18 protein-coding genes are annotated in these 17,396 nt (G+C 64.0%); 9 read left to right on the forward strand and 9 right to left on the reverse strand.

The features are described from left to right. The first annotated feature begins 126 nt into the window (after nucleotides 1–126). The 5 genes from PF66_RS06140 (at nucleotide 127) to PF66_RS06160 (ending at nucleotide 5,429) form a co-directional block, all read left to right on the forward strand. Nucleotides 127–1,041 carry an ABC transporter permease subunit gene (locus PF66_RS06140; RefSeq protein WP_054059814.1) on the forward strand — a complete coding sequence of 305 codons (915 nt, stop codon included), beginning with the start codon at nucleotides 127–129 and terminating at the stop codon, nucleotides 1,039–1,041. Nucleotides 1,042–1,044: 3 nt separating this feature from the next. Further along, nucleotides 1,045–2,343 (forward strand): high-affinity branched-chain amino acid ABC transporter permease LivM, encoded by a 1,299-nt coding sequence (gene livM, locus PF66_RS06145; RefSeq protein WP_054059815.1) that lies wholly within the window; start codon nucleotides 1,045–1,047, stop codon nucleotides 2,341–2,343. Next, nucleotides 2,340–3,215, forward strand: coding sequence for an ABC transporter ATP-binding protein (locus PF66_RS06150; RefSeq protein ID WP_054059816.1), 876 nt, complete (start codon nucleotides 2,340–2,342; stop codon nucleotides 3,213–3,215). The genes livM and PF66_RS06150 overlap by 4 nt, the downstream gene beginning before the upstream one ends. Continuing rightward, entirely contained in the window at nucleotides 3,212–3,928 is a 717-nt protein-coding gene (locus PF66_RS06155) for an ABC transporter ATP-binding protein (protein WP_054062151.1), read from the forward strand. The genes PF66_RS06150 and PF66_RS06155 overlap by 4 nt, the downstream gene beginning before the upstream one ends. Nucleotides 3,929–4,664: 736 nt before the next feature. Then, nucleotides 4,665–5,429 carry an SDR family oxidoreductase gene (locus PF66_RS06160; protein ID WP_054062152.1) on the forward strand — a complete coding sequence of 255 codons (765 nt, stop codon included), beginning with the start codon at nucleotides 4,665–4,667 and terminating at the stop codon, nucleotides 5,427–5,429. A gap of 71 nt (nucleotides 5,430–5,500) precedes the next feature. Here the strand turns inward: PF66_RS06160 and PF66_RS06165 are convergent, their stop codons facing one another. From PF66_RS06165 to PF66_RS31835, 7 genes are all read right to left on the reverse strand, one after another. Then, a complete protein-coding gene (locus tag PF66_RS06165; RefSeq protein ID WP_054059819.1) occupies nucleotides 5,501–6,634 on the reverse strand; it encodes an AGE family epimerase/isomerase in 1,134 nt (377 codons plus the stop codon). Nucleotides 6,635–6,889: 255 nt separating this feature from the next. Beyond that, nucleotides 6,890–7,462 carry a HupE/UreJ family protein gene (locus tag PF66_RS06170; RefSeq protein ID WP_054062153.1) on the reverse strand — a complete coding sequence of 191 codons (573 nt, stop codon included), beginning with the start codon at nucleotides 7,460–7,462 and terminating at the stop codon, nucleotides 6,890–6,892. A 25-nt stretch (nucleotides 7,463–7,487) separates the two neighbouring features. Then, complete coding sequence (gene ureG, locus PF66_RS06175) at nucleotides 7,488–8,102, reverse strand: urease accessory protein UreG (protein ID WP_054061572.1); 615 nt, start codon at nucleotides 8,100–8,102, stop codon at nucleotides 7,488–7,490. 9 nt (nucleotides 8,103–8,111) lie between these two features. Continuing rightward, a complete protein-coding gene (locus PF66_RS06180; RefSeq protein ID WP_054062154.1) occupies nucleotides 8,112–8,786 on the reverse strand; it encodes an urease accessory protein UreF in 675 nt (224 codons plus the stop codon). After that, nucleotides 8,783–9,283: an urease accessory protein UreE gene (gene ureE, locus PF66_RS06185; RefSeq protein ID WP_054062155.1), complete on the reverse strand. Its 501-nt coding sequence runs from the start codon at nucleotides 9,281–9,283 to the stop codon at nucleotides 8,783–8,785. The genes PF66_RS06180 and ureE overlap by 4 nt, the downstream gene beginning before the upstream one ends. 292 nt (nucleotides 9,284–9,575) lie before the next feature. Continuing rightward, nucleotides 9,576–10,208, reverse strand: coding sequence for a TetR family transcriptional regulator (locus tag PF66_RS06190; RefSeq protein WP_054062156.1), 633 nt, complete (start codon nucleotides 10,206–10,208; stop codon nucleotides 9,576–9,578). A gap of 163 nt (nucleotides 10,209–10,371) precedes the next feature. Next, nucleotides 10,372–10,935, reverse strand: a complete 564-nt coding sequence (locus PF66_RS31835; RefSeq protein ID WP_081009796.1) for a hypothetical protein — start codon at nucleotides 10,933–10,935, stop codon at nucleotides 10,372–10,374. Nucleotides 10,936–11,296: 361 nt separating this feature from the next. Here PF66_RS31835 and PF66_RS06200 point away from each other — a divergent pair, with 361 nt between their 5' ends. Further along, the gene (locus PF66_RS06200; RefSeq protein ID WP_054062158.1) at nucleotides 11,297–13,366 is read left to right on the forward strand and encodes an AsmA family protein; all 2,070 of its coding nucleotides are present in this window, start codon (nucleotides 11,297–11,299) and stop codon (nucleotides 13,364–13,366) included. 119 nt (nucleotides 13,367–13,485) lie between these two features. On the opposite strand, the gene PF66_RS06205 is transcribed toward PF66_RS06200, so the two are convergent. Beyond that, nucleotides 13,486–14,016, reverse strand: coding sequence for a ferritin-like domain-containing protein (locus PF66_RS06205; protein ID WP_054058385.1), 531 nt, complete (start codon nucleotides 14,014–14,016; stop codon nucleotides 13,486–13,488). A gap of 253 nt (nucleotides 14,017–14,269) precedes the next feature. On the opposite strand from PF66_RS06205, the gene PF66_RS06210 reads away from it, so the two are divergent. Continuing rightward, entirely contained in the window at nucleotides 14,270–15,160 is an 891-nt protein-coding gene (locus tag PF66_RS06210) for an esterase/lipase family protein (RefSeq protein WP_054058384.1), read from the forward strand. Here PF66_RS06210 and PF66_RS06215 read toward each other — a convergent pair. Further along, on the reverse strand, nucleotides 15,141–16,031 hold the full coding sequence (locus PF66_RS06215; RefSeq protein WP_054058383.1) for a DMT family transporter: 891 nt from the start codon (nucleotides 16,029–16,031) through the stop codon (nucleotides 15,141–15,143). The genes PF66_RS06210 and PF66_RS06215 overlap by 20 nt on opposite strands. A 100-nt stretch (nucleotides 16,032–16,131) precedes the next feature. Between PF66_RS06215 and PF66_RS06220 the strand changes: the two genes are divergently transcribed. Together PF66_RS06220 and PF66_RS06225 are read left to right on the forward strand one after the other, a co-directional pair. Next, on the forward strand, nucleotides 16,132–16,917 hold the full coding sequence (locus tag PF66_RS06220) for an AraC family transcriptional regulator (protein ID WP_054058382.1): 786 nt from the start codon (nucleotides 16,132–16,134) through the stop codon (nucleotides 16,915–16,917). Nucleotides 16,918–17,008: 91 nt separating this feature from the next. Then, nucleotides 17,009–17,308, forward strand: coding sequence for a PsiF family protein (locus PF66_RS06225; protein ID WP_054058381.1), 300 nt, complete (start codon nucleotides 17,009–17,011; stop codon nucleotides 17,306–17,308). The last annotated feature ends 88 nt before the right edge of the window (nucleotides 17,309–17,396 follow it).

The following is a 17,396-nucleotide window of genomic DNA, read 5'->3' on the forward strand; positions in this document are numbered from 1 at the left end:
CGTGTGTCCGTGCAGTTACCTGTCTTTTCTCGTAGAACTGCACATGGCTGTGCTGCGACGGCGGTTGAACCCCGGTCCGTCGCGGTGGGCTTCTGTGCAGTCTCTCAACGTGCGTGAGATTGCGTTATGGATGGTATTTTCCTGCAGCAACTGGTCAATGGCCTGACCCTTGGGTCGGTCTATGGCCTGATCGCCATCGGCTACACAATGGTCTATGGCATCATCGGCATGATCAACTTCGCCCACGGCGAGGTTTACATGATTTCCGCCTACCTCTCGGCAATCAGTCTGGCCCTGCTGGCCTACTTCGGTATCGAATCCTTCCCGCTGCTGATGCTCGGCACGCTGCTGTTCACCATCGTCGTGACCGGGGTGTATGGCTGGACCATCGAGCGTATCGCCTACAAACCCCTGCGCAACTCTACCCGGCTGGCGCCGCTGATCAGTGCCATCGGCATTTCGCTGATCCTGCAGAACTACGCGCAGATCAGCCAGGGCGCCAGGCAGCAGGGCGTTCCGACACTGCTCACCGGTGCCTGGCGCATCGAGGTCGGCAGTGGCTTCGTCCAGCTCACCTACACCAAGGTCTTCATCCTGGTGGCCGCGTTCCTCGGCATGGGCGTGCTGACCTACATCATCAAGTACACCAGGCTGGGGCGCATGTGCCGGGCCACCCAGCAGGACCGCAAGATGGCCTCGATCCTCGGGATCAATACCGACCGGATCATTTCCTATGTGTTCGTCATCGGTGCGGCCATGGCGGCCCTGGCCGGTGTGCTGATCACCATGAACTACGGCACGTTCGACTTCTACGCGGGCTTCGTCATCGGCATCAAGGCCTTCACCGCCGCGGTACTTGGCGGCATCGGCTCACTGCCGGGAGCGATGCTGGGCGGGATCATCCTCGGGATCTCCGAGTCGCTGTTCTCCGGGTTGGTCAACTCGGACTACAAGGACGTGTTCAGCTTCTCGCTGCTGGTCCTGGTCCTGGTCTTTCGGCCGCAAGGCCTGCTCGGCCGTCCTCTTGTGTCGAAGGTGTAAGCCATGTCCACTGCCACTGAAAAAAAGCTCGATATCAAAAAAAGCCTGGTGGATGCCATTCTTGCCGGCCTGCTCGCCCTCATTGTCTTCGGCCCGATCGTCGGGGTCGTCCTCGAGGGCTACAGTTTCAACCTGGAACCGACCCGTGTCGCCTGGCTGGTGGCGATCGTCATGCTTGGCCGCCTGGCCCTGAGCCTCTACCTGCAGACCGCCAAGGGCAAGCGGCTGCTCGACAGCTTCGAGGGCGGCGGTTCGGGGGTGCACGTACTGGCGCCGGACTACAAGTCGCGCCTGCGCTGGATCATCCCGATCATGATCGCCATCGCGGTGGTCTTCCCGGTGTTCTCCAACTCCTACCTGCTGGGCGTGGTGATCCTCGGCCTGATCTACGTGCTGCTCGGCCTCGGCCTGAACATCGTGGTCGGCCTCGCGGGCCTGCTCGACCTCGGCTACGTGGCGTTCTACGCCATCGGTGCCTATGGCCTGGCCCTGGGTTACCAGTACCTCGGCCTGGGCTTCTGGACCGTACTGCCCCTGGCGGCCATCTGCGCGGCCATGGCCGGCTGCGTGCTGGGTTTCCCGGTATTGCGCCTGCATGGCGACTACCTGGCGATCGTGACCCTGGGTTTTGGCGAGATCATCCGCCTGGTGCTCAACAACTGGCTGTCGCTGACCGGCGGCCCGAACGGCATGCCGGCGCCGCTGCCGACCTTCTTCGGCCTGGAGTTCGGCAAGCGGGCGAAGGATGGCGGGGTGCCGTTCCACGAGTTCTTCGGTATCGCCTACAACCCGGACGTGAAGTTCTACTTCATCTACACCGTGCTGTTCCTGGTGGTGCTGGCGGTGCTCTACATCAAGCACCGGTTGACCCGGATGCCGGTCGGCAGGGCCTGGGAGGCCCTGCGTGAAGACGAGATCGCCTGCCGCGCCATGGGCCTGAACCATGTGCTGGTCAAGCTCTCGGCATTCACCCTCGGGGCCTCGACGGCAGGCTTGGCCGGGGTGTTCTTCGCCACCTACCAGGGCTTCGTCAACCCGACCTCGTTCACCTTCTTCGAGTCGGCGCTGATCCTCGCCATCGTCGTGCTCGGCGGCATGGGCTCGACCATCGGCGTGGTCATCGCCGCCTTCGTGCTGACCGTTGCGCCGGAGTTGCTGCGCAGCTTCGCCGAGTACCGGGTGCTGCTGTTCGGCGTATTGATGGTGTTGATGATGATCTGGCGGCCTCGCGGCCTGATCCGTATCAGTCGTACCGGGGTAGCCCCGCGTAAGGGTGTCTTGCACGAGGGAGCTGCGCAATGAACGATGAAATCATTCTCTCGGTCGAGAAACTGATGATGCACTTCGGGGGTATCAAGGCCCTCAGCGACGTCAGCCTGCAGGTCAAGCGCAACTCGATCTTCGCCCTGATCGGCCCCAACGGTGCCGGCAAGACCACCGTGTTCAACTGCCTCACCGGTTTCTACAAGGCCACCGGCGGCAGCATCATGCTCAATACCCGCGGCCGAGAGACCAACGTCATCCAGCTGCTGGGCGAGTCCTTCCGGGCCAGCGACTTCGTTTCGCCGAAGAACTTCGCCAGCCGGCTGTACTACAAGATGTTCGGCGGTACCCACCTGGTCAACCGTGCGGGGCTGGCACGGACCTTCCAGAACATCCGCCTGTTCAAGGAAATGTCGGTGCTGGAGAACCTGCTGGTGGCCCAGCACATGTGGGTCAACCGCAACCTGCTGGCCGGCATCCTCAATACCCGGGGCTACCGCAAGGCCGAGAGCGACGCGCTGGACACGGCGTTCTACTGGCTGGAGGTAGTCGACCTGGTGGACTGCGCCAACCGCCTGGCCGGCGAGCTCTCCTACGGCCAGCAACGCCGCCTGGAGATCGCCCGGGCCATGTGCACGCGGCCGCAGGTGATCTGCCTCGACGAGCCGGCGGCGGGCCTCAACCCTCAGGAAACCGAAGCGCTGAGCGCGATGATCCGGCTGCTGCGCGACGAGCACGATCTGACCGTGGTGCTGATCGAACACGACATGGGCATGGTGATGAGTATTTCCGACCACATCGTGGTACTGGACCACGGCAACGTGATCGCCCAGGGCGGGCCCGAGGCGATCCGCAACGACCCGAAAGTGATTGCCGCCTACCTGGGTGCGGATGAAGAGGAACTGGTATGAGTCAGGCTATCCTCGAACTGAAGAACCTGGACGTCTATTACGGGCCGATTCAGGCCCTGAAGAAGGTCTCGTTGCACATCGACGAAGGCGAAACCGTCAGCCTGATCGGCTCCAACGGAGCCGGCAAGTCGACGCTGCTGATGTCGATCTTCGGCCAGCCGCGGGCGGCATCCGGGCAGATCCTCTACCGGGGCATCGACATCACCCACAAGTCCTCCCACTACATCGCCTCCAACGGTATCGCCCAGTCGCCGGAAGGGCGCCGGGTGTTCCCCGACATGACTGTGGAAGAGAACCTGCTGATGGGCACCATCCCCATTGGCGACCAGTTCGCCAGCGAGGACATGCAGCGCATGTTCGAGCTGTTTCCGCGGCTCAGGGAGCGGCGCAACCAGCGGGCCATGACCATGTCCGGCGGCGAGCAGCAGATGCTCGCCATCGCCCGGGCGCTGATGAGCCGACCCAAGCTGCTGCTGCTCGATGAACCGAGCCTGGGCCTGGCGCCGATCGTGGTGAAGCAGATCTTCGCCACCCTGCGCGAACTGGCTGCCTCGGGGATGACCATCTTCCTGGTCGAGCAGAACGCCAACCATGCGCTCAGGCTCTCGGACCGGGCCTACGTGATGGTCAACGGGCAGATCCGTCTCAGCGGTACCGGCAAGGAACTGCTGGCCAACGAGGAGGTGCGCAACGCGTATCTGGGCGGGCACTGATCCGGGTCCACAGGAACGCCCCGTGACCTTGACCGGTCCGGGGCGTTTTTCATATCCACAGCGCCAGGGGCGAATTGTGGAAAACGCCGGGCAAAACTTCGTGGGGTGCGACATGAAACCGCTGCAAACAGTTGTTTTGTCACCGTTTTGACTTGTCCCCGTTTGCTGTGGAATCGGCTGTGGGTAACGTGGGAGTAGCTGGCTGGAGGCCTTGTGGGCCGTGGCCTGTAGAGGTTTGTCTGTTTTTTGATCAGCCGTTTTTCGGTAAGCTCGAAAGACATTTGTCAACAGGTTTATGAGTGTCGCGCTCGCCCGGCAAGTGCTCGGGGAAGCCTGTGGATAACTCTGTGGGCAAACTCTGGAAAGACCGCCGTGGGCGGCGTAGCTACTGGCTTGGCGCCAGCCTGCGGAAACCCATCGGTGGGTCGCGATGGCCGATGGCTGCACATGGGCTTGCCCGGGGTCAAGCGAAAAACTTTTAAAACAGTGCTGCAGGCCTTGTGGATAGCGGCCTGGCGCTGTTCGACTTGCCCCCAGAGATTGTGGAAGGGACTGTGGATAAGATGCGTACATCCGGCGCCAGGCCACGGCTGGCTTGGGCTGTAGAGCTTTGAGCGTTTTTTGTACAGCCTTGCGCTGAACACGCGGCACAGTTGCTGGCCTCCGCCGGGCCGGGCATGCTGGGCGGCGAACGACCTTATTTCAGGCTGTAACCGCGTTTAGCTAGGAGAACACGATGACATCCACGCTGTTTATCACGGGCGCCACTTCCGGCTTTGGCGAGGCGTGTGCCCGTCGTTTTGCCGAGGCCGGCTGGAAACTGGTGCTGACCGGGCGTCGCGAAGAGCGTCTGCATGCCCTGTGCGCCGAGCTTTCCCAGCAGACCGAAGTGCATGGCCTGGTGCTCGACGTGCGTGACCGCAAGGCCATGGAAGAGGCCATCGCCAACCTGCCACCGAGCTTCGCCAAACTACGTGGGCTGATCAACAACGCCGGCCTGGCCCTGGGCGTCGACCCCGCGCCCAAGTGCGACCTGGACGACTGGGACACCATGGTCGACACCAACATCAAGGGCCTGATGTACAGCACCCGCCTGCTGCTGCCGCGGCTGATCGCTCATGGCCGTGGCGCCAGCATCGTCAACCTCGGTTCGATCGCCGGCAAGTACCCGTACCCGGGCAGCCACGTGTATGGCGCGAGCAAGGCGTTCGTCAAACAGTTCTCCCTGAACCTGCGTTGCGACCTGCAGGGCACGGGCGTGCGGGTGACCAACATCGAGCCGGGGCTGTGTGAAAGCGAGTTCTCGCTGGTGCGTTTCGGCGGTGACCAGGCACGCTACGACGCCACCTACGCCGGCGCCGAGCCGATCCAGCCGCAGGACATCGCCGAGACCATCTTCTGGGTGCTCAACACACCGGCTCACGTCAACATCAACAGCCTGGAACTGATGCCGGTGAGCCAGACCTGGGCCGGGTTCGCCATCGAGCGCGACAAGGCCTGAAACCCAGGTGATCGTGGGAGCCGGTTTGCGGGCTCCCACAGTAACCGTATCGGCCGCCGGCTTGCGGGTGATCAGCCCAGATGGTCGGCCAGGCCGTACAGGCAGGTCGCCAGATGATAGGGCGTGGTCGACGGCATGTCCGCGCGGCTGACCACACCCTGTGCATCCAGGCATTCATGCCAGCCGCCCGGGTGCATGAACTGTGCGTGCAGGGCCCGGAGCTGGCGCTGCAGGCGCGCCGAGTTATCCACACGCAGGGTCAGCGCCCGCAGGTATTCGGCCTGCGCCCAGATCCGCTGTGTCGCGTCGCGCAGTGTCCCATCGATGGCCAGCATCGCGCTGACGGCTCCGCTGTGCGGGTCGACGCCGGTCTGCTCGGCATAGGCGAAACCCCGTTGCAGTGACTGGTGCAGGGCGCTGTCACGCAGCACGGCCGAGGATTCGAGCAGGAACATCCACTCGAACTGATGACCCGGCTCGAACCAGTTATCCACAGTGCCCAGCGGCTTTTCCAGAATCACCCCGTGCTGGCGATCGACGAAGCGTTTCTGCAGGGCCGTGACCAGCGCCAGCATGTCGTCCTGTACGCGGGCATCCTCGCGTGCCGCAAGGGTGGCCAGGAAGGCTTCGGTCAGGTGCATCAGGGGGTTCTGCAACGGTCCGCTGCCGAGCGACGACCAGTCGCGGGTCAGGTCCGCCTCGTAGAGGCCGTCACCGGTGGCGAAGCGTACGGCAATCACTTCCAGTGCGGCATCGAGTACCGACTCCACCAGCGGTTCGCGGACCTTGGCCCAGTAATGAGCGCAGGCGAACAGGATGAAGGCGTGGGTATAGAGGTCCTTGCGGGTGTCCAGCGGGGAGCCCTGTGGGTCGATGCTGTAGAACCAGCCACCGTGCTCGGCATCATGGAAATGCCGCTGCAGCGAGCGGAACAGGGCGGCGGCGCGAGTGCCCGCGCCGGGGAAGGCGGCATCGCCGATCAGGCTGGAGAACAGGTACAGCTGCCGGGCGCAGGCCATGGCGCGATAGCGTTGTGGCGGCAGCGGGCGGTGCTCGGCGTCCAGCGCCTCATACGGCAGCGCCAGTTCGGCATTCCAGCCGGGGCCTTGCCACAGGGGGATGATTACCTGGCGCAAGTGCTGTTGCACGGTGGTGAACAGGCTCTTCGATTCGGAGGCGGCGGCAGAGCTGGAAACATCAGGCATCGGCAGGAGTCGTCGGGCAGGAGTGTGCGCAACATGGTAGCAGGCGACTTGTCGTCGTGTCAGATCAGTGGCTTTTCCGAGGTAGGCAGTACCTGGTCTGGGCAGGCAAGGGGAGGTAAGCCGAGAGGGGGGCAGGCCCATTTGCGGGCAAGCCAGGCTCCTACAAGGTCATGCTGTGCCGCCGGGATGCGTTCGACACAGCTCCTGCAGAAGCCGGGCTTGCCCGCGAACGGGCCTGCCAGGGCAGCGCAGGGCTCAACCGGCCAGCAACCAGACCCCGGTCGCCGCCGACGCCGCGCCAGCCAGTCGTACCAACGGCGCCGCTGCTTGCGGCAAGATCCGCACCAGCCCATAGCCCAGGCCATGCAGGGCCGCCGTTGCCAGCACGAAACCGGCGGCATACGCCCAGGGGCTGGACATTTCCGGCAGTTCCAGGCCATGGGCCACACCGTGGAACAGCGCGAACAGCGCCGTCGCGACGATCGCCAGGCTCACCGGGGGGCGTACCGCCAGCGCTACGGCCAGGCCCAGCGCCAGCACCGAGGCGGCAATCCCGCTTTCCAGGGCCGGCAGTTCCAGGCCGGCGAAACCGAGCAGGCCACCGACCAGCATGGTGCCGACGAAGGTGCAGGGCAGGGCCCAGCGCGCGCTGCCCTGCTGCTGCGCGGCCCACAGGCCGACCGCAAGCATGGCCAGCAGATGATCGAGGCCGCCGATCGGGTGGCTGATGCCCGCGACCAGGCCGCTGTCGCCATGGCCAGGGTGGGCGAAGGCCATGGCCGGAGCCAGCAGCAGGGAGAGGGCACTGAGGAGTTTCTTCAGACTCATGGGCAAATTCCTGGTGGTTGAATGATCAGGCCGCGGTCAGCAGGCCCTGGCGTTCGATGAAGGCGATGATGTCGTCCAGGCCCTGCCCGGTTTTCTGGTTGCTGAACACGAACGGCTTGTCGCCGCGCATGCGCCGGGTGTCGCCGTCCATCATTTCCAGCGAGGCGCCCACCAGCGGGGCGAGGTCGATCTTGTTGATCACCAGCAGGTCGGATTTGCAGATACCCGGCCCGCCCTTGCGCGGCAGCTTGTCGCCGGCCGAGACGTCGATCACGTAAATGGTCAGGTCGGAAAGCTCCGGGCTGAAGGTCGCCGACAGGTTGTCGCCACCCGACTCCACCAGGATCAGGTCCAGGCCCGGGAAACGCCGGTTCAACTGGTCCACGGCCTCGAGGTTGATCGAGGCATCCTCGCGAATCGCGGTGTGCGGGCAGCCACCGGTTTCCACGCCGATGATCCGTTCCGGCGCCAATGCCTGGTTGCGCACCAGGAAGTCGGCGTCCTCGCGGGTGTAGATATCGTTGGTGACCACTGCCAGGTTGTAGCGCTCGCGCAGGGCCAGGCACAGGGCCAGGGTCAGGGCGGTCTTGCCGGAGCCGACGGGACCGCCGATACCGACGCGCAGGGGTTGTGCGTTCATCTTGCTCTCCTAGGAACGAAACAGGCGGCTGTACTGGCGCTCGTGGGCCATGCACGCCAGTGACAGGCCGAAGGCGGCGCTGCCGATGTGTTGCGGATCTTGTTCGCTGGCCACCTGCTGCGCCTGCTGCAGCAGGGGCAGCAGTTCGCTGGTCAGGCGCTGGGCGGCCTGCTGGCCGAGCGGCAGGGTCTTCATCAGCACCGCCAACTGGTTTTCCAGCCAGCTCCAGAGCCAGGCGGCCAGGGCATCCTCGGGGCTGATCCGCCAGGCGCGGGCGGCCAGCGCCCAGCCGAGGGCCAGGTGCGGTTCGGTCTGGCGGGCGAGGAAGTCCCGTGCGGGGGCATCAAGGTCGGGAAGGCCATCGAGCAGTTGCTGCAGCGAATAGCCCATCTGCCGGCTTTCCAGATATAGCTCGCGGGTCTCGCGGCTGGCGCGGTGTTCTTCGGCCAACTGTGCCAGGCGCGGCCAGTCGGCCTGCGCCGCTGCAGTGCAGTGGGCCAGCAGCCGTGGCGCCTCGAAGCGGGCGAGATTGAGCAGCAGCTGGTCGCCGATCCAGCGGCGGGCGCTGGCCGGGTCATGCACCCGGGCCTGCTCCACGGCCATTTCCAGGCCCTGGGAGTAGCTGTAGCCACCGATCGGCAGTTGCGGGCTGGCCAGGCGCAGCAACGCCCAGGCCGGATTCATGTGCGCACACCGAACTGGTGCAGGCGTGGCGGGTAGTTGAAGTCTTCGTCGCCATGCCGGGAATGATGATGGCCACCGCCGTAGGCACCGTGTTCCGGCTGGAAGGGGGCCCCGATGGTTTCGGCGTGGGCGCCCAACTGTTCGAGCATGGCCTTGAGCACATAGTCGTCGAGCAGCCGCAGCCAGCCGTCGCCGACTTGCAGCGCGACATGGCGATTGCCCAGGTGATAGGCGGCGCGGGTCAGTTCGAAGGCATTGGCGCAGGTGACATGCAGCAGCTGTTCGGGACGGGCGCAGACGCGGACGATACGGCCGTCCTCGGCTTGCAGGAATTCGCCGTCGTACAGAGGCGGCTGACCACGCTCCAGGAACAATCCCACGTCTTCACCGGTGGCACTGAAACAGCGCAGGCGGCTTTTGCTACGCGCCTCGAAGTTCAGGTGCAGTTCGGCGCTCCAGGCGGATTGGGGTTCGATTCTGCGATGAATCACCAGCATCTTGGGGCTTCCAGCAATGAGCAATGCCTGAGCTAGAGCAAAGGGCTTGCCAGTCGGACGAAACCTGGGAAATCCCTGTCAGAAAGCGCCGCGCGCCTGAAAAAGGAGCGTAGTGATGTTTCTGGATGTTTCAAGATGGTGCGCGGTCTGTTTTTATGCGCGTTTTCGGTGCGTTTGAGGGGCGCCCGGCAGGGGAGGTGGTAAAGGGCGTTTCGTTCGCTCAGGGCGTTGAAAAGCTTCGCGGGCAAGCCCGGCTCCTACGCGCTTCCCATGCGGTGGGGGGGGGGCGGGTTCACTCGGTGCTGCCGAGCCCCTGCCAGTGTTTCAGCCCGATGAAGATGAAGCGCAACTGCTGGGTGATCTTCGCCTGCGGCGCCAGGTAGTCGGGCAGCGGCTCCTGTGGCGGGTCGGTGATTTCCGGCAGGGTGGCGAATACGCTCTTGACGATCAGGTCGGCCATCACCTCCAGCCCGTCGGTGTTCAGGTGCTGCAGCTTGGGCATCAGGGCCAGGTCGACGGCCAGGTCCGAGCTGATGTTCTCGCGCAGGCGGGCGATGGCCTGGCGCACCGGTGAGGAGCCGCCGTACTGTTCGCGGGCGAGAAACAGAAACTGCGAGCGGTTCTGTGCCACGACGTCGAGAAAGATCCGCACCGAGGCGTCGATGATGCCGCCCATGACGAACTCGTTGTGGCGAACCAGGCGGATGGTTTCGCGGAAGGTCTGGCCCACTTCGCTGACCAGTGCCAGGCCGAGCTGGTCCATGTCGTCGAAATGCCGGTAGAAACCGGTCGGCACGATACCCGCGGTTTTCGCCACTTCACGCAGGCTCAGGCTGCCAAAGCCACGCCCACCCTCCATCAGATGGCGTGCTGCGTCCATCAGGGCATGACGGGTCTGTTGTTTCTGTTCGGCACGAGGCAGCATCGACGGGACGTTTTCTGAAAGACAGGAGCGGCGCACTCTAGCAAATCAGCTTTGCCGACGTCGAACGTGGAGCGGGAGAGAGGGTAGGAAGCAGGAAATCGGGGTTGCAGAAATGTCGAAGCCCGATCCGGTGGATCGGGCTTCGTTCCAGGCCATCATGGCCTCAGCTCAAGGCTTGATGACGTTCGGCCAGGCGATCGGCACCGCCTTCGGTGATCAGGCCTTTGTCCTTCAGGCGATCATTACCACCTTCGGCGAGCGTCTGGCCCAGAGGTGTGCGGTCGCTGCCGTTTTCTGCCAGGGTCTGACCCAGTGGGGTGCGGTCGCTACCATTTTCTGCCAGGGTCTGACCCAATGGGGTACGGTCGCTACCGCCTTCTGCCAGGGTCTGGCCCAGAGGGGTGCGGTCGCTACCATTTTCTGCCAGGGTCTGGCCCAGAGGAGTACGGTCGCTACCGTTTTCTGCCAGGGTTTGGCCCAGAGGGGTACGGTCGCTGCCGTTTTCTGCCAGGGTTTGACCCAGTGGGGTACGATCGCTGCCGCCTTCGGCAAGGGTCTGACCTTGTGGGGTGCGTTCGGAACCATCCGAGGCCAGGGTGTTCAGCGACTGGCTGACGGTGGCGTGGCTGGCCTGAGCTTGTGGGGCGGCCTGTTCACGGGCTGGCAAGGCATAGGCGTTGGCAGTCAGGACGGCAAGGGCAAGGCTGAGAAGTAATTGGCGTTTCATGATCGTTTGCTCTGTTGGAGGGCGATAAAGTGGGTACGGAGCTAATGTTACCCTTGCAAAATCGATATAAAAGTTCATAAGGACAATGTTAATAATCAACGGAATTGATTGTTCCGGGCGATGGCTCTAGATCGGGCCTTACAGCGTGTTACCCCTGCTCCGTACTGGGTATTTTCTACCCAGTCCTGCTTCATCCGAGGGCATGCCGGGGAACGAAAAACTGATGGATCGGTCAGCTTCGGCCCGCTTCGATTTTCCCGGCCGAGGGCTTTTTCCATTAAACCTTGCCCGGGTTTTGTCAGTCGTAAAGGTATATCGCGTCGCTTTTTGGACGTTCAGCCGTTATCAGGAGCCTCGTGCAATGACGCGCACTCGAAAAATCTTTCTCTGGACCGGTGCCTGCCTGGTCCTGCTGCTGGCGGTGCTGGTGGCGATCATCGCGTTCTTCGATTGGAACCGGATCAAGCCGCCGGTCAATGCCAAGGTTTCCGAAATCCTTCATCGCCCGTTCGCCATCAATGGCGACCTGTCGGTGCGTTGGCAGCGTGAGCCCGACGAAGGCGGTTGGCGCGCCTGGCTGCCCTGGCCCCACGTGATCGCCGAGGACCTGACACTGGGCAATCCGGACTGGTCGAAAAATCCGCAGATGGTCAGCCTCAAGCGTGTCGAACTGCGCCTTGCGCCGTTGCCATTATTGGTCCGGAAGGTAGTGATTCCGCGGATCGACCTGACCGAGCCGAATGCCAGTCTCGAACGGCTGGCCGATGGCCGCGCCAACTGGACGTTCCAGTTCGATCCCAAGGATCCCGACGAGCCGCCGTCCGCCTGGACGGTGGACATCGGCGCCATCGGCTTCGACAAGGGGCATGTCACCCTGGACGACAAGAGCCTCAAGACTCAGCTCGACCTGTTGATCGACCCGCTGGGCAAGCCGATTCCGTTCAGCGATATCGTCGGCGACAGCGCGGCGAAAAAGGCCCTGGAAAAGGGCTCGGCGCCACAGGACTATGCGTTCGCGCTGAAGGTCAAGGGCCAGTACCATGGCCAGAATCTCGCCGGGACCGGCAAGGTCGGCGGCCTGCTGGCGTTGCAGGACGCGGCCAGGCCGTTCCCGGTGCAGGCCGATGTGAAGATCGCCGACACCCGGATCGCCGTGGCCGGTACCCTGACCGATCCGCGCAACCTGGGAGCCCTGGACCTGCGCCTGAAGCTGGCCGGCAACAGCCTGGGTAATCTCTACCCGCTGATCGGGGTGACCCTGCCGGACTCGCCGGCCTACGAGACCGACGGCCACCTGATCGCCAGGCTGCATGAGCCGACCGGGGCGACCTTCCAGTATGAGCAGTTCAACGGAAAAATCGGTACCAGCGATATCCATGGAGACCTGTCCTACGCTGCCAGCCAGCCTCGGCCGAAACTCACCGGCGTGCTGGTCTCCAACCAGTTGCTGATGACCGACCTGGCGCCACTGATCGGCGCGGACTCCAATGCCAGGCAGAAGGCTCGTGGCGGTGAAAGCAAGCAGCCGGCGGACAAGGTCCTGCCGGTCGAGGAGTTCCGCACCGAGCGCTGGCGCGACATGGACGCCGATGTGGAATTCACCGGCAAGCGCATCGTCCACAGCGCCGAGCTGCCGTTCACCGACCTCTACACCCACCTGGTGCTCAACGATGGCGAGCTGAGCCTGGAGCCCCTGCGTTTCGGCGTGGCGGGCGGCAAGCTCGACGCACAGATCCGCCTCAATGGCCGCGCCACGCCGATGCAGGGGCGGGCGAAGCTGACCGCGCGCAACTTCAAGCTCAAGCAGTTGTTCCCCACCTTCGAGCCGATGAAGACCAGCTTCGGCGAGCTCAATGGCGATGCCGACATCAGCGGCACCGGCAACTCGGTGGCGCGCCTGTTGGGCACCTCCAATGGCGACTTGAAGATGCTGGTCAACGATGGCGCCATCAGCCGTGGCCTGATGGAGATCGCCGGGCTCAACGTCGGCAACTACGTGGTGGGCAAGATCTTTGGCGACAAGGAGGTGAAGATCAACTGCGCGGCGGCCGACCTCGGCATCAAGAGCGGCCTGGCGACCACCCGGTTGTTCGTCTTCGACACCGAGAACGCGATCATCTACGTCGACGGCACGGCCAACTTTGCCAGCGAACAGCTGGATCTGAAGATCAGCCCCGAGTCCAAGGGTTTCCGGCTGCTGTCCCTGCGCTCGCCGTTGTACGTGCGTGGCAAGTTCATCAAGCCGGATGCCGGTGTGCAGGCGGTGCCGCTGTTGCTGCGCGGTGCCGGCATGGTTGCCCTGGGCGTGATCGCCGGGCCGGCGACCGGGTTGCTGGCGCTGGTGGCCCCGGGTGGCGATGTGCCGAACCAGTGCGCGCCGTTGCTGGAGCAGATGAAGTCGGGCAAGGCGCCGCGGACAGTCAGGAACTGATTTTGTAGCGAGGATTGCACAGGTTACCTGTAGGAGCAGGGCTTGCCCGCGAAACTTTTAGCGGCCTTGAGGGCCTATTCGCGGGCAAGCCGCGCTCCTACAGGGGGCCGGGCAGTGCTCTACAGATCCTGCAGGATGTCCGCCATGTCATCGGCATGTTCTTCCTCCTGGGCAAGGATGTCCTCGAAGATCCGCCGCGTGGTCGGGTCCTGGTCGCCGATGAACTGGATGATCTCGCGGTAGCTGTCCACCGCGATCCGTTCGGCCACCAGGTCCTCGTAGACCATTTCCTTGAGGGTCTTGCCGGCCACGTACTGGGCATGGGACTGCTGGGACAGCAGGTCCGGGTTGAACTCCGGCTCGCCGCCCAGTTGCACGATGCGCTCGGCCAGCCGGTCGGCGTGGGCCATTTCCTGGTTGGCGTGCTCGAGGAACTCGTCGGCAGCGACACTGGCCTTGAGCCCGGTGGCCATGAAGTAGTGGCGCTTGTAGCGCAGGGTGCAGACCAGCTCGGTGGCCAGCGATTCGTTGAGCAGCCGCAGGATTTCGCTGCGGTCGGCCCCGTAGCCTTCGGTGACCGCGCCGTTCTCGACATTCTTGCGCGCACGTTCACGCAGGGTGGTTACATCGGACAAATGCATGTCGCTCATCTCGATCTCCTGACTGATCCGGTTGGGGCGCCTCGCTCTGTTGGCGAGATCGCTACCCTGGGTGTGAGTGGCGCGAGAGCGAAAAAGTTTTATCCGATTGTTACGTAAAGGGTGGCCGAGCGCGGGATGTCGCCGTGTTGTCATCTTCCATGCCGATGCTTTCGTCCCAGGCCTCGTGGCTTGTGTGGCGGATTCGCATACCCGACTCCGGGCCACTAGGCTCTCATTCGTAACCTGTCATGGATGCTCACTGATGTCGCAAGAACTCGCCACGCGTTATCCGCTGGTGCTGGTACCGGGCATGCTCGGGTTCGTCCGGTTGCTGTGGTTTCCCTACTGGTATGGCATCACCCCGGCCTTGCGCGCGGGCGGCGCAACGGTGTTCCCGGTCCGGGTTTCGCCGCTGCACTCCAATGAGGTGCGGGGCGAACAACTGCTGTCGCGGATCGAGCAGATCCGCCGCGAGACAGGGGCGGAAAAGGTCAACCTGATCGGTCACAGCCAGGGCGCGCTGACCGCGCGGTATGCGGCGGCCAAGCGGCCGGATTGGGTGGCCTCGGTGACCTCGGTAGCCGGGCCCAATCATGGCTCGGAACTGGCGGATCACTTCCTGCGTCACTACCCGCCGAGCAGTGCCCGTGGGCGCCTGCTGACCTTCGTGCTCTGCGCCGTCGCACGGCTGATGGGTTGGCTGGAAACCGGCTGTCGCGGCCCGGCGTTGCCCATGGATCTGAACGCCTCGCATCACTCGCTGACCAGCGAAGGTGTCGCCCTGTTCAATCGCCAGTACCCCCAGGGGCTGCCGGACAGCTGGGGTGGGCAGGGCGCGGAACGGGTCGATGGCGTGCATTACTACTCCTGGGCCGGGATCCTGCAGCCGGGCATCACCGATCGTGGGCGCAATCTGTTCGACGGCACCCACCGCAGTTGCCGGCTGTTCGCCAGGACCTTCATCCGCGAGGCCGGGCAGTGCGATGGCATGGTCGGACGCTACAGTTCGCACCTGGGGACGGTCATCGGCGACGACTATCCCCTCGATCACTTCGATATCGTCAACCAGTCACTGGGCCTGGTGGGCAAGGGCGCCGAGCCGATCCGGCTGTTCGTCGAGCATGCCCGGCGGCTCAAGGCTGCCGGGCTTTGACCTGGCGCAGCGCCGTGGTCCAGCGCTCGGAGAGGATCACCCCGCCCAGCGTCATGGCGCCGCCCAGCAGGTGATACAGCGCCAGTTGTTCACGCAGGACCCCGGCGGCGATCAGCGCGGTGAGCAGCGGCAGCAGGTTGAAGAACAGTACCGTGCGGCTCGGGCCCAGCCGGGCCACCGCCTTCATCCACAGCAGCGGTGCGAGCATCGAGGCCAGCAGGCAGGCGTACAGCACCAGGCCGGCGTTGTGCAGGTTCGGGCCGACCTTGGGTGACAGCAGGTAAAGCGGCAACAGCGCGACCACCGCCACCAGAATCTGCAGGTAGAGCAACTGCAACGGTGGCAGGCGCAACTGCCACTTTTTCAGCAGGGTGCTGTAGACCGCATAGGCCAGGGTCGCGCCGAGCATCATGGCGTCGCCCAGGTTCAGGCCATGGGTCAGCAACGAGGCGAGGTCGCCCGCCGAGACCACCACCAGCACCCCGATGAAGGACAGCACCGCGCCGGACAGTGCGCCGGCGGTCAGGCGCTGGCCGAGGCTGACGATTGCCAGGGCCAGCGACATCAACGGCATCAGCGACAGGATGATGCCCATGTTGGTCGCCGTGGTCAGGGTCGCTGCGTAGTAGGCCAGGCTCTGGTAGGCGACCATGCCGAGCACGCCGAGGGCGACGATCCTGCCCAGGTGCGGGCGGATCGCCGCGCGGTTGGCGATGACCGGGCGCAGCAGGAAGGGGGTGAACAGCAGGGCCGCCAGCAGCCAGCGGTAAAAGCCGATTTCCGCCGGGAAGATCGCCCCGACGGCCATTTTGTTGACGACGGTGTTGCCGGCCCAGATGAAGATGGCCAGCAGGGGAAACGCGTATTGCATGGGAGTTGAGACCGCAAGGACAGGATGAGGCGAATTATCCGTTTGTCCGAATCAAGACTTATACTTCAATCCGGTCAATCGGCGTCGGAATCCGGACAGCATGCGCAAGATCCCCATCGAGATCCCTTCTTTCCCTGATTTGCCGGCACCGGTGTATTTTCGCTATGCCGAATTCGGCCCTGGCAGTCATGCGGCCAGCCACCGCCATCGCTGGGGCTCGCTGGACTACGTGTCCCATGGCGTCATCCATTACGAAGTGGCCGGCCGGCGCTTCATGTCGCCATCGCGCTATGCCCTGTGGATCCCGCCCGGCACCGAGCACAGTGCCTACAACACCCAGGCAATCGTCTACCGCTCGGTCTATGTGGCCGAGGAGCACTGCCGTGGCATGCCCGAGGTGGCGAGCACCCTGGCCATCAGCGACATCCTCAAGGCGATCCTCGGCGATTTCGCCCGGCGCGACGTGAAGATCCCCTGTGATCCTGCCGATATCCGCCTGGCCCAGGTGCTGGTGGACCAGCTGCACCTGGCCAAGGTCCACAGCTCCTACCTGCCGTACTCCGACGACCCGGGCCTGCTCAGCGTGCTCGAAGGATTGCAGGACGACCCGGCGGACAACCGCTCGCTGGCGCAATGGGCGGCCGGCCTGCATGTCAGCGAGCGGACCCTGGCGCGCCTGTTCGTGCGTGAGCTGGGGGTGAGTTTTGGCGAGTGGCGCCAGCGCCTGCGGTTCGTCTGTTCGGTTCAGGCCCTGGAAGGCGGTCGCAGCGTCCAGGAGATCGCCTTCGACATGGGCTACAGCACCGCTTCGGCCTTCATTGCCATGTTCCAGCGCCAGGCCGGCTGTACACCGGAGCAGTACCGACGCCAGTCACGGCTGCCTTGAGCAGGGGGGCTGGCCGCTGGAGGTGTAACAGGGTTTGTCTACACTTCTTCGGGAGCCGTGCCCATCGGTGCGGCAACCAGGAGAAAACTCCATGAACATGCTGCGTATCCCTTTGTTGCTGGCTGGCCTGTTGCTGTGCTCCCAGGGCTTTGCCGCCACTGCTGCCCAACAGGCCCAGCAGGACAAGATGAAAACCTGCAATGCCGAAGCCACCACCAAGGCCCTCAAGGGCGATGAACGCAAAGCCTTCATGAGCAACTGCCTGAAGGCCCAACCGGCCAAGGCGATGACCCAGCAGGACAAGATGAAGACCTGCAATGCCGACGCCACCGCCAAGGCGCTCAAGGGCGACGAGCGCAAGACCTTCATGAGCACCTGCCTGAAGAAGTAGCCCGGGCCGACAGGACCTCCACGGTGGCAGTTGGAGGTCTTCGGCGGTCGAGTTGGGTCGCGGGGGACTTTGTATCGTCGCGTGTACG

The sequence above is a fragment of the Pseudomonas asplenii genome (genome assembly GCF_001293465.1).
Taxonomy (GTDB): Bacteria; Pseudomonadota; Gammaproteobacteria; order Pseudomonadales; family Pseudomonadaceae; genus Aquipseudomonas; species Aquipseudomonas fuscovaginae_B.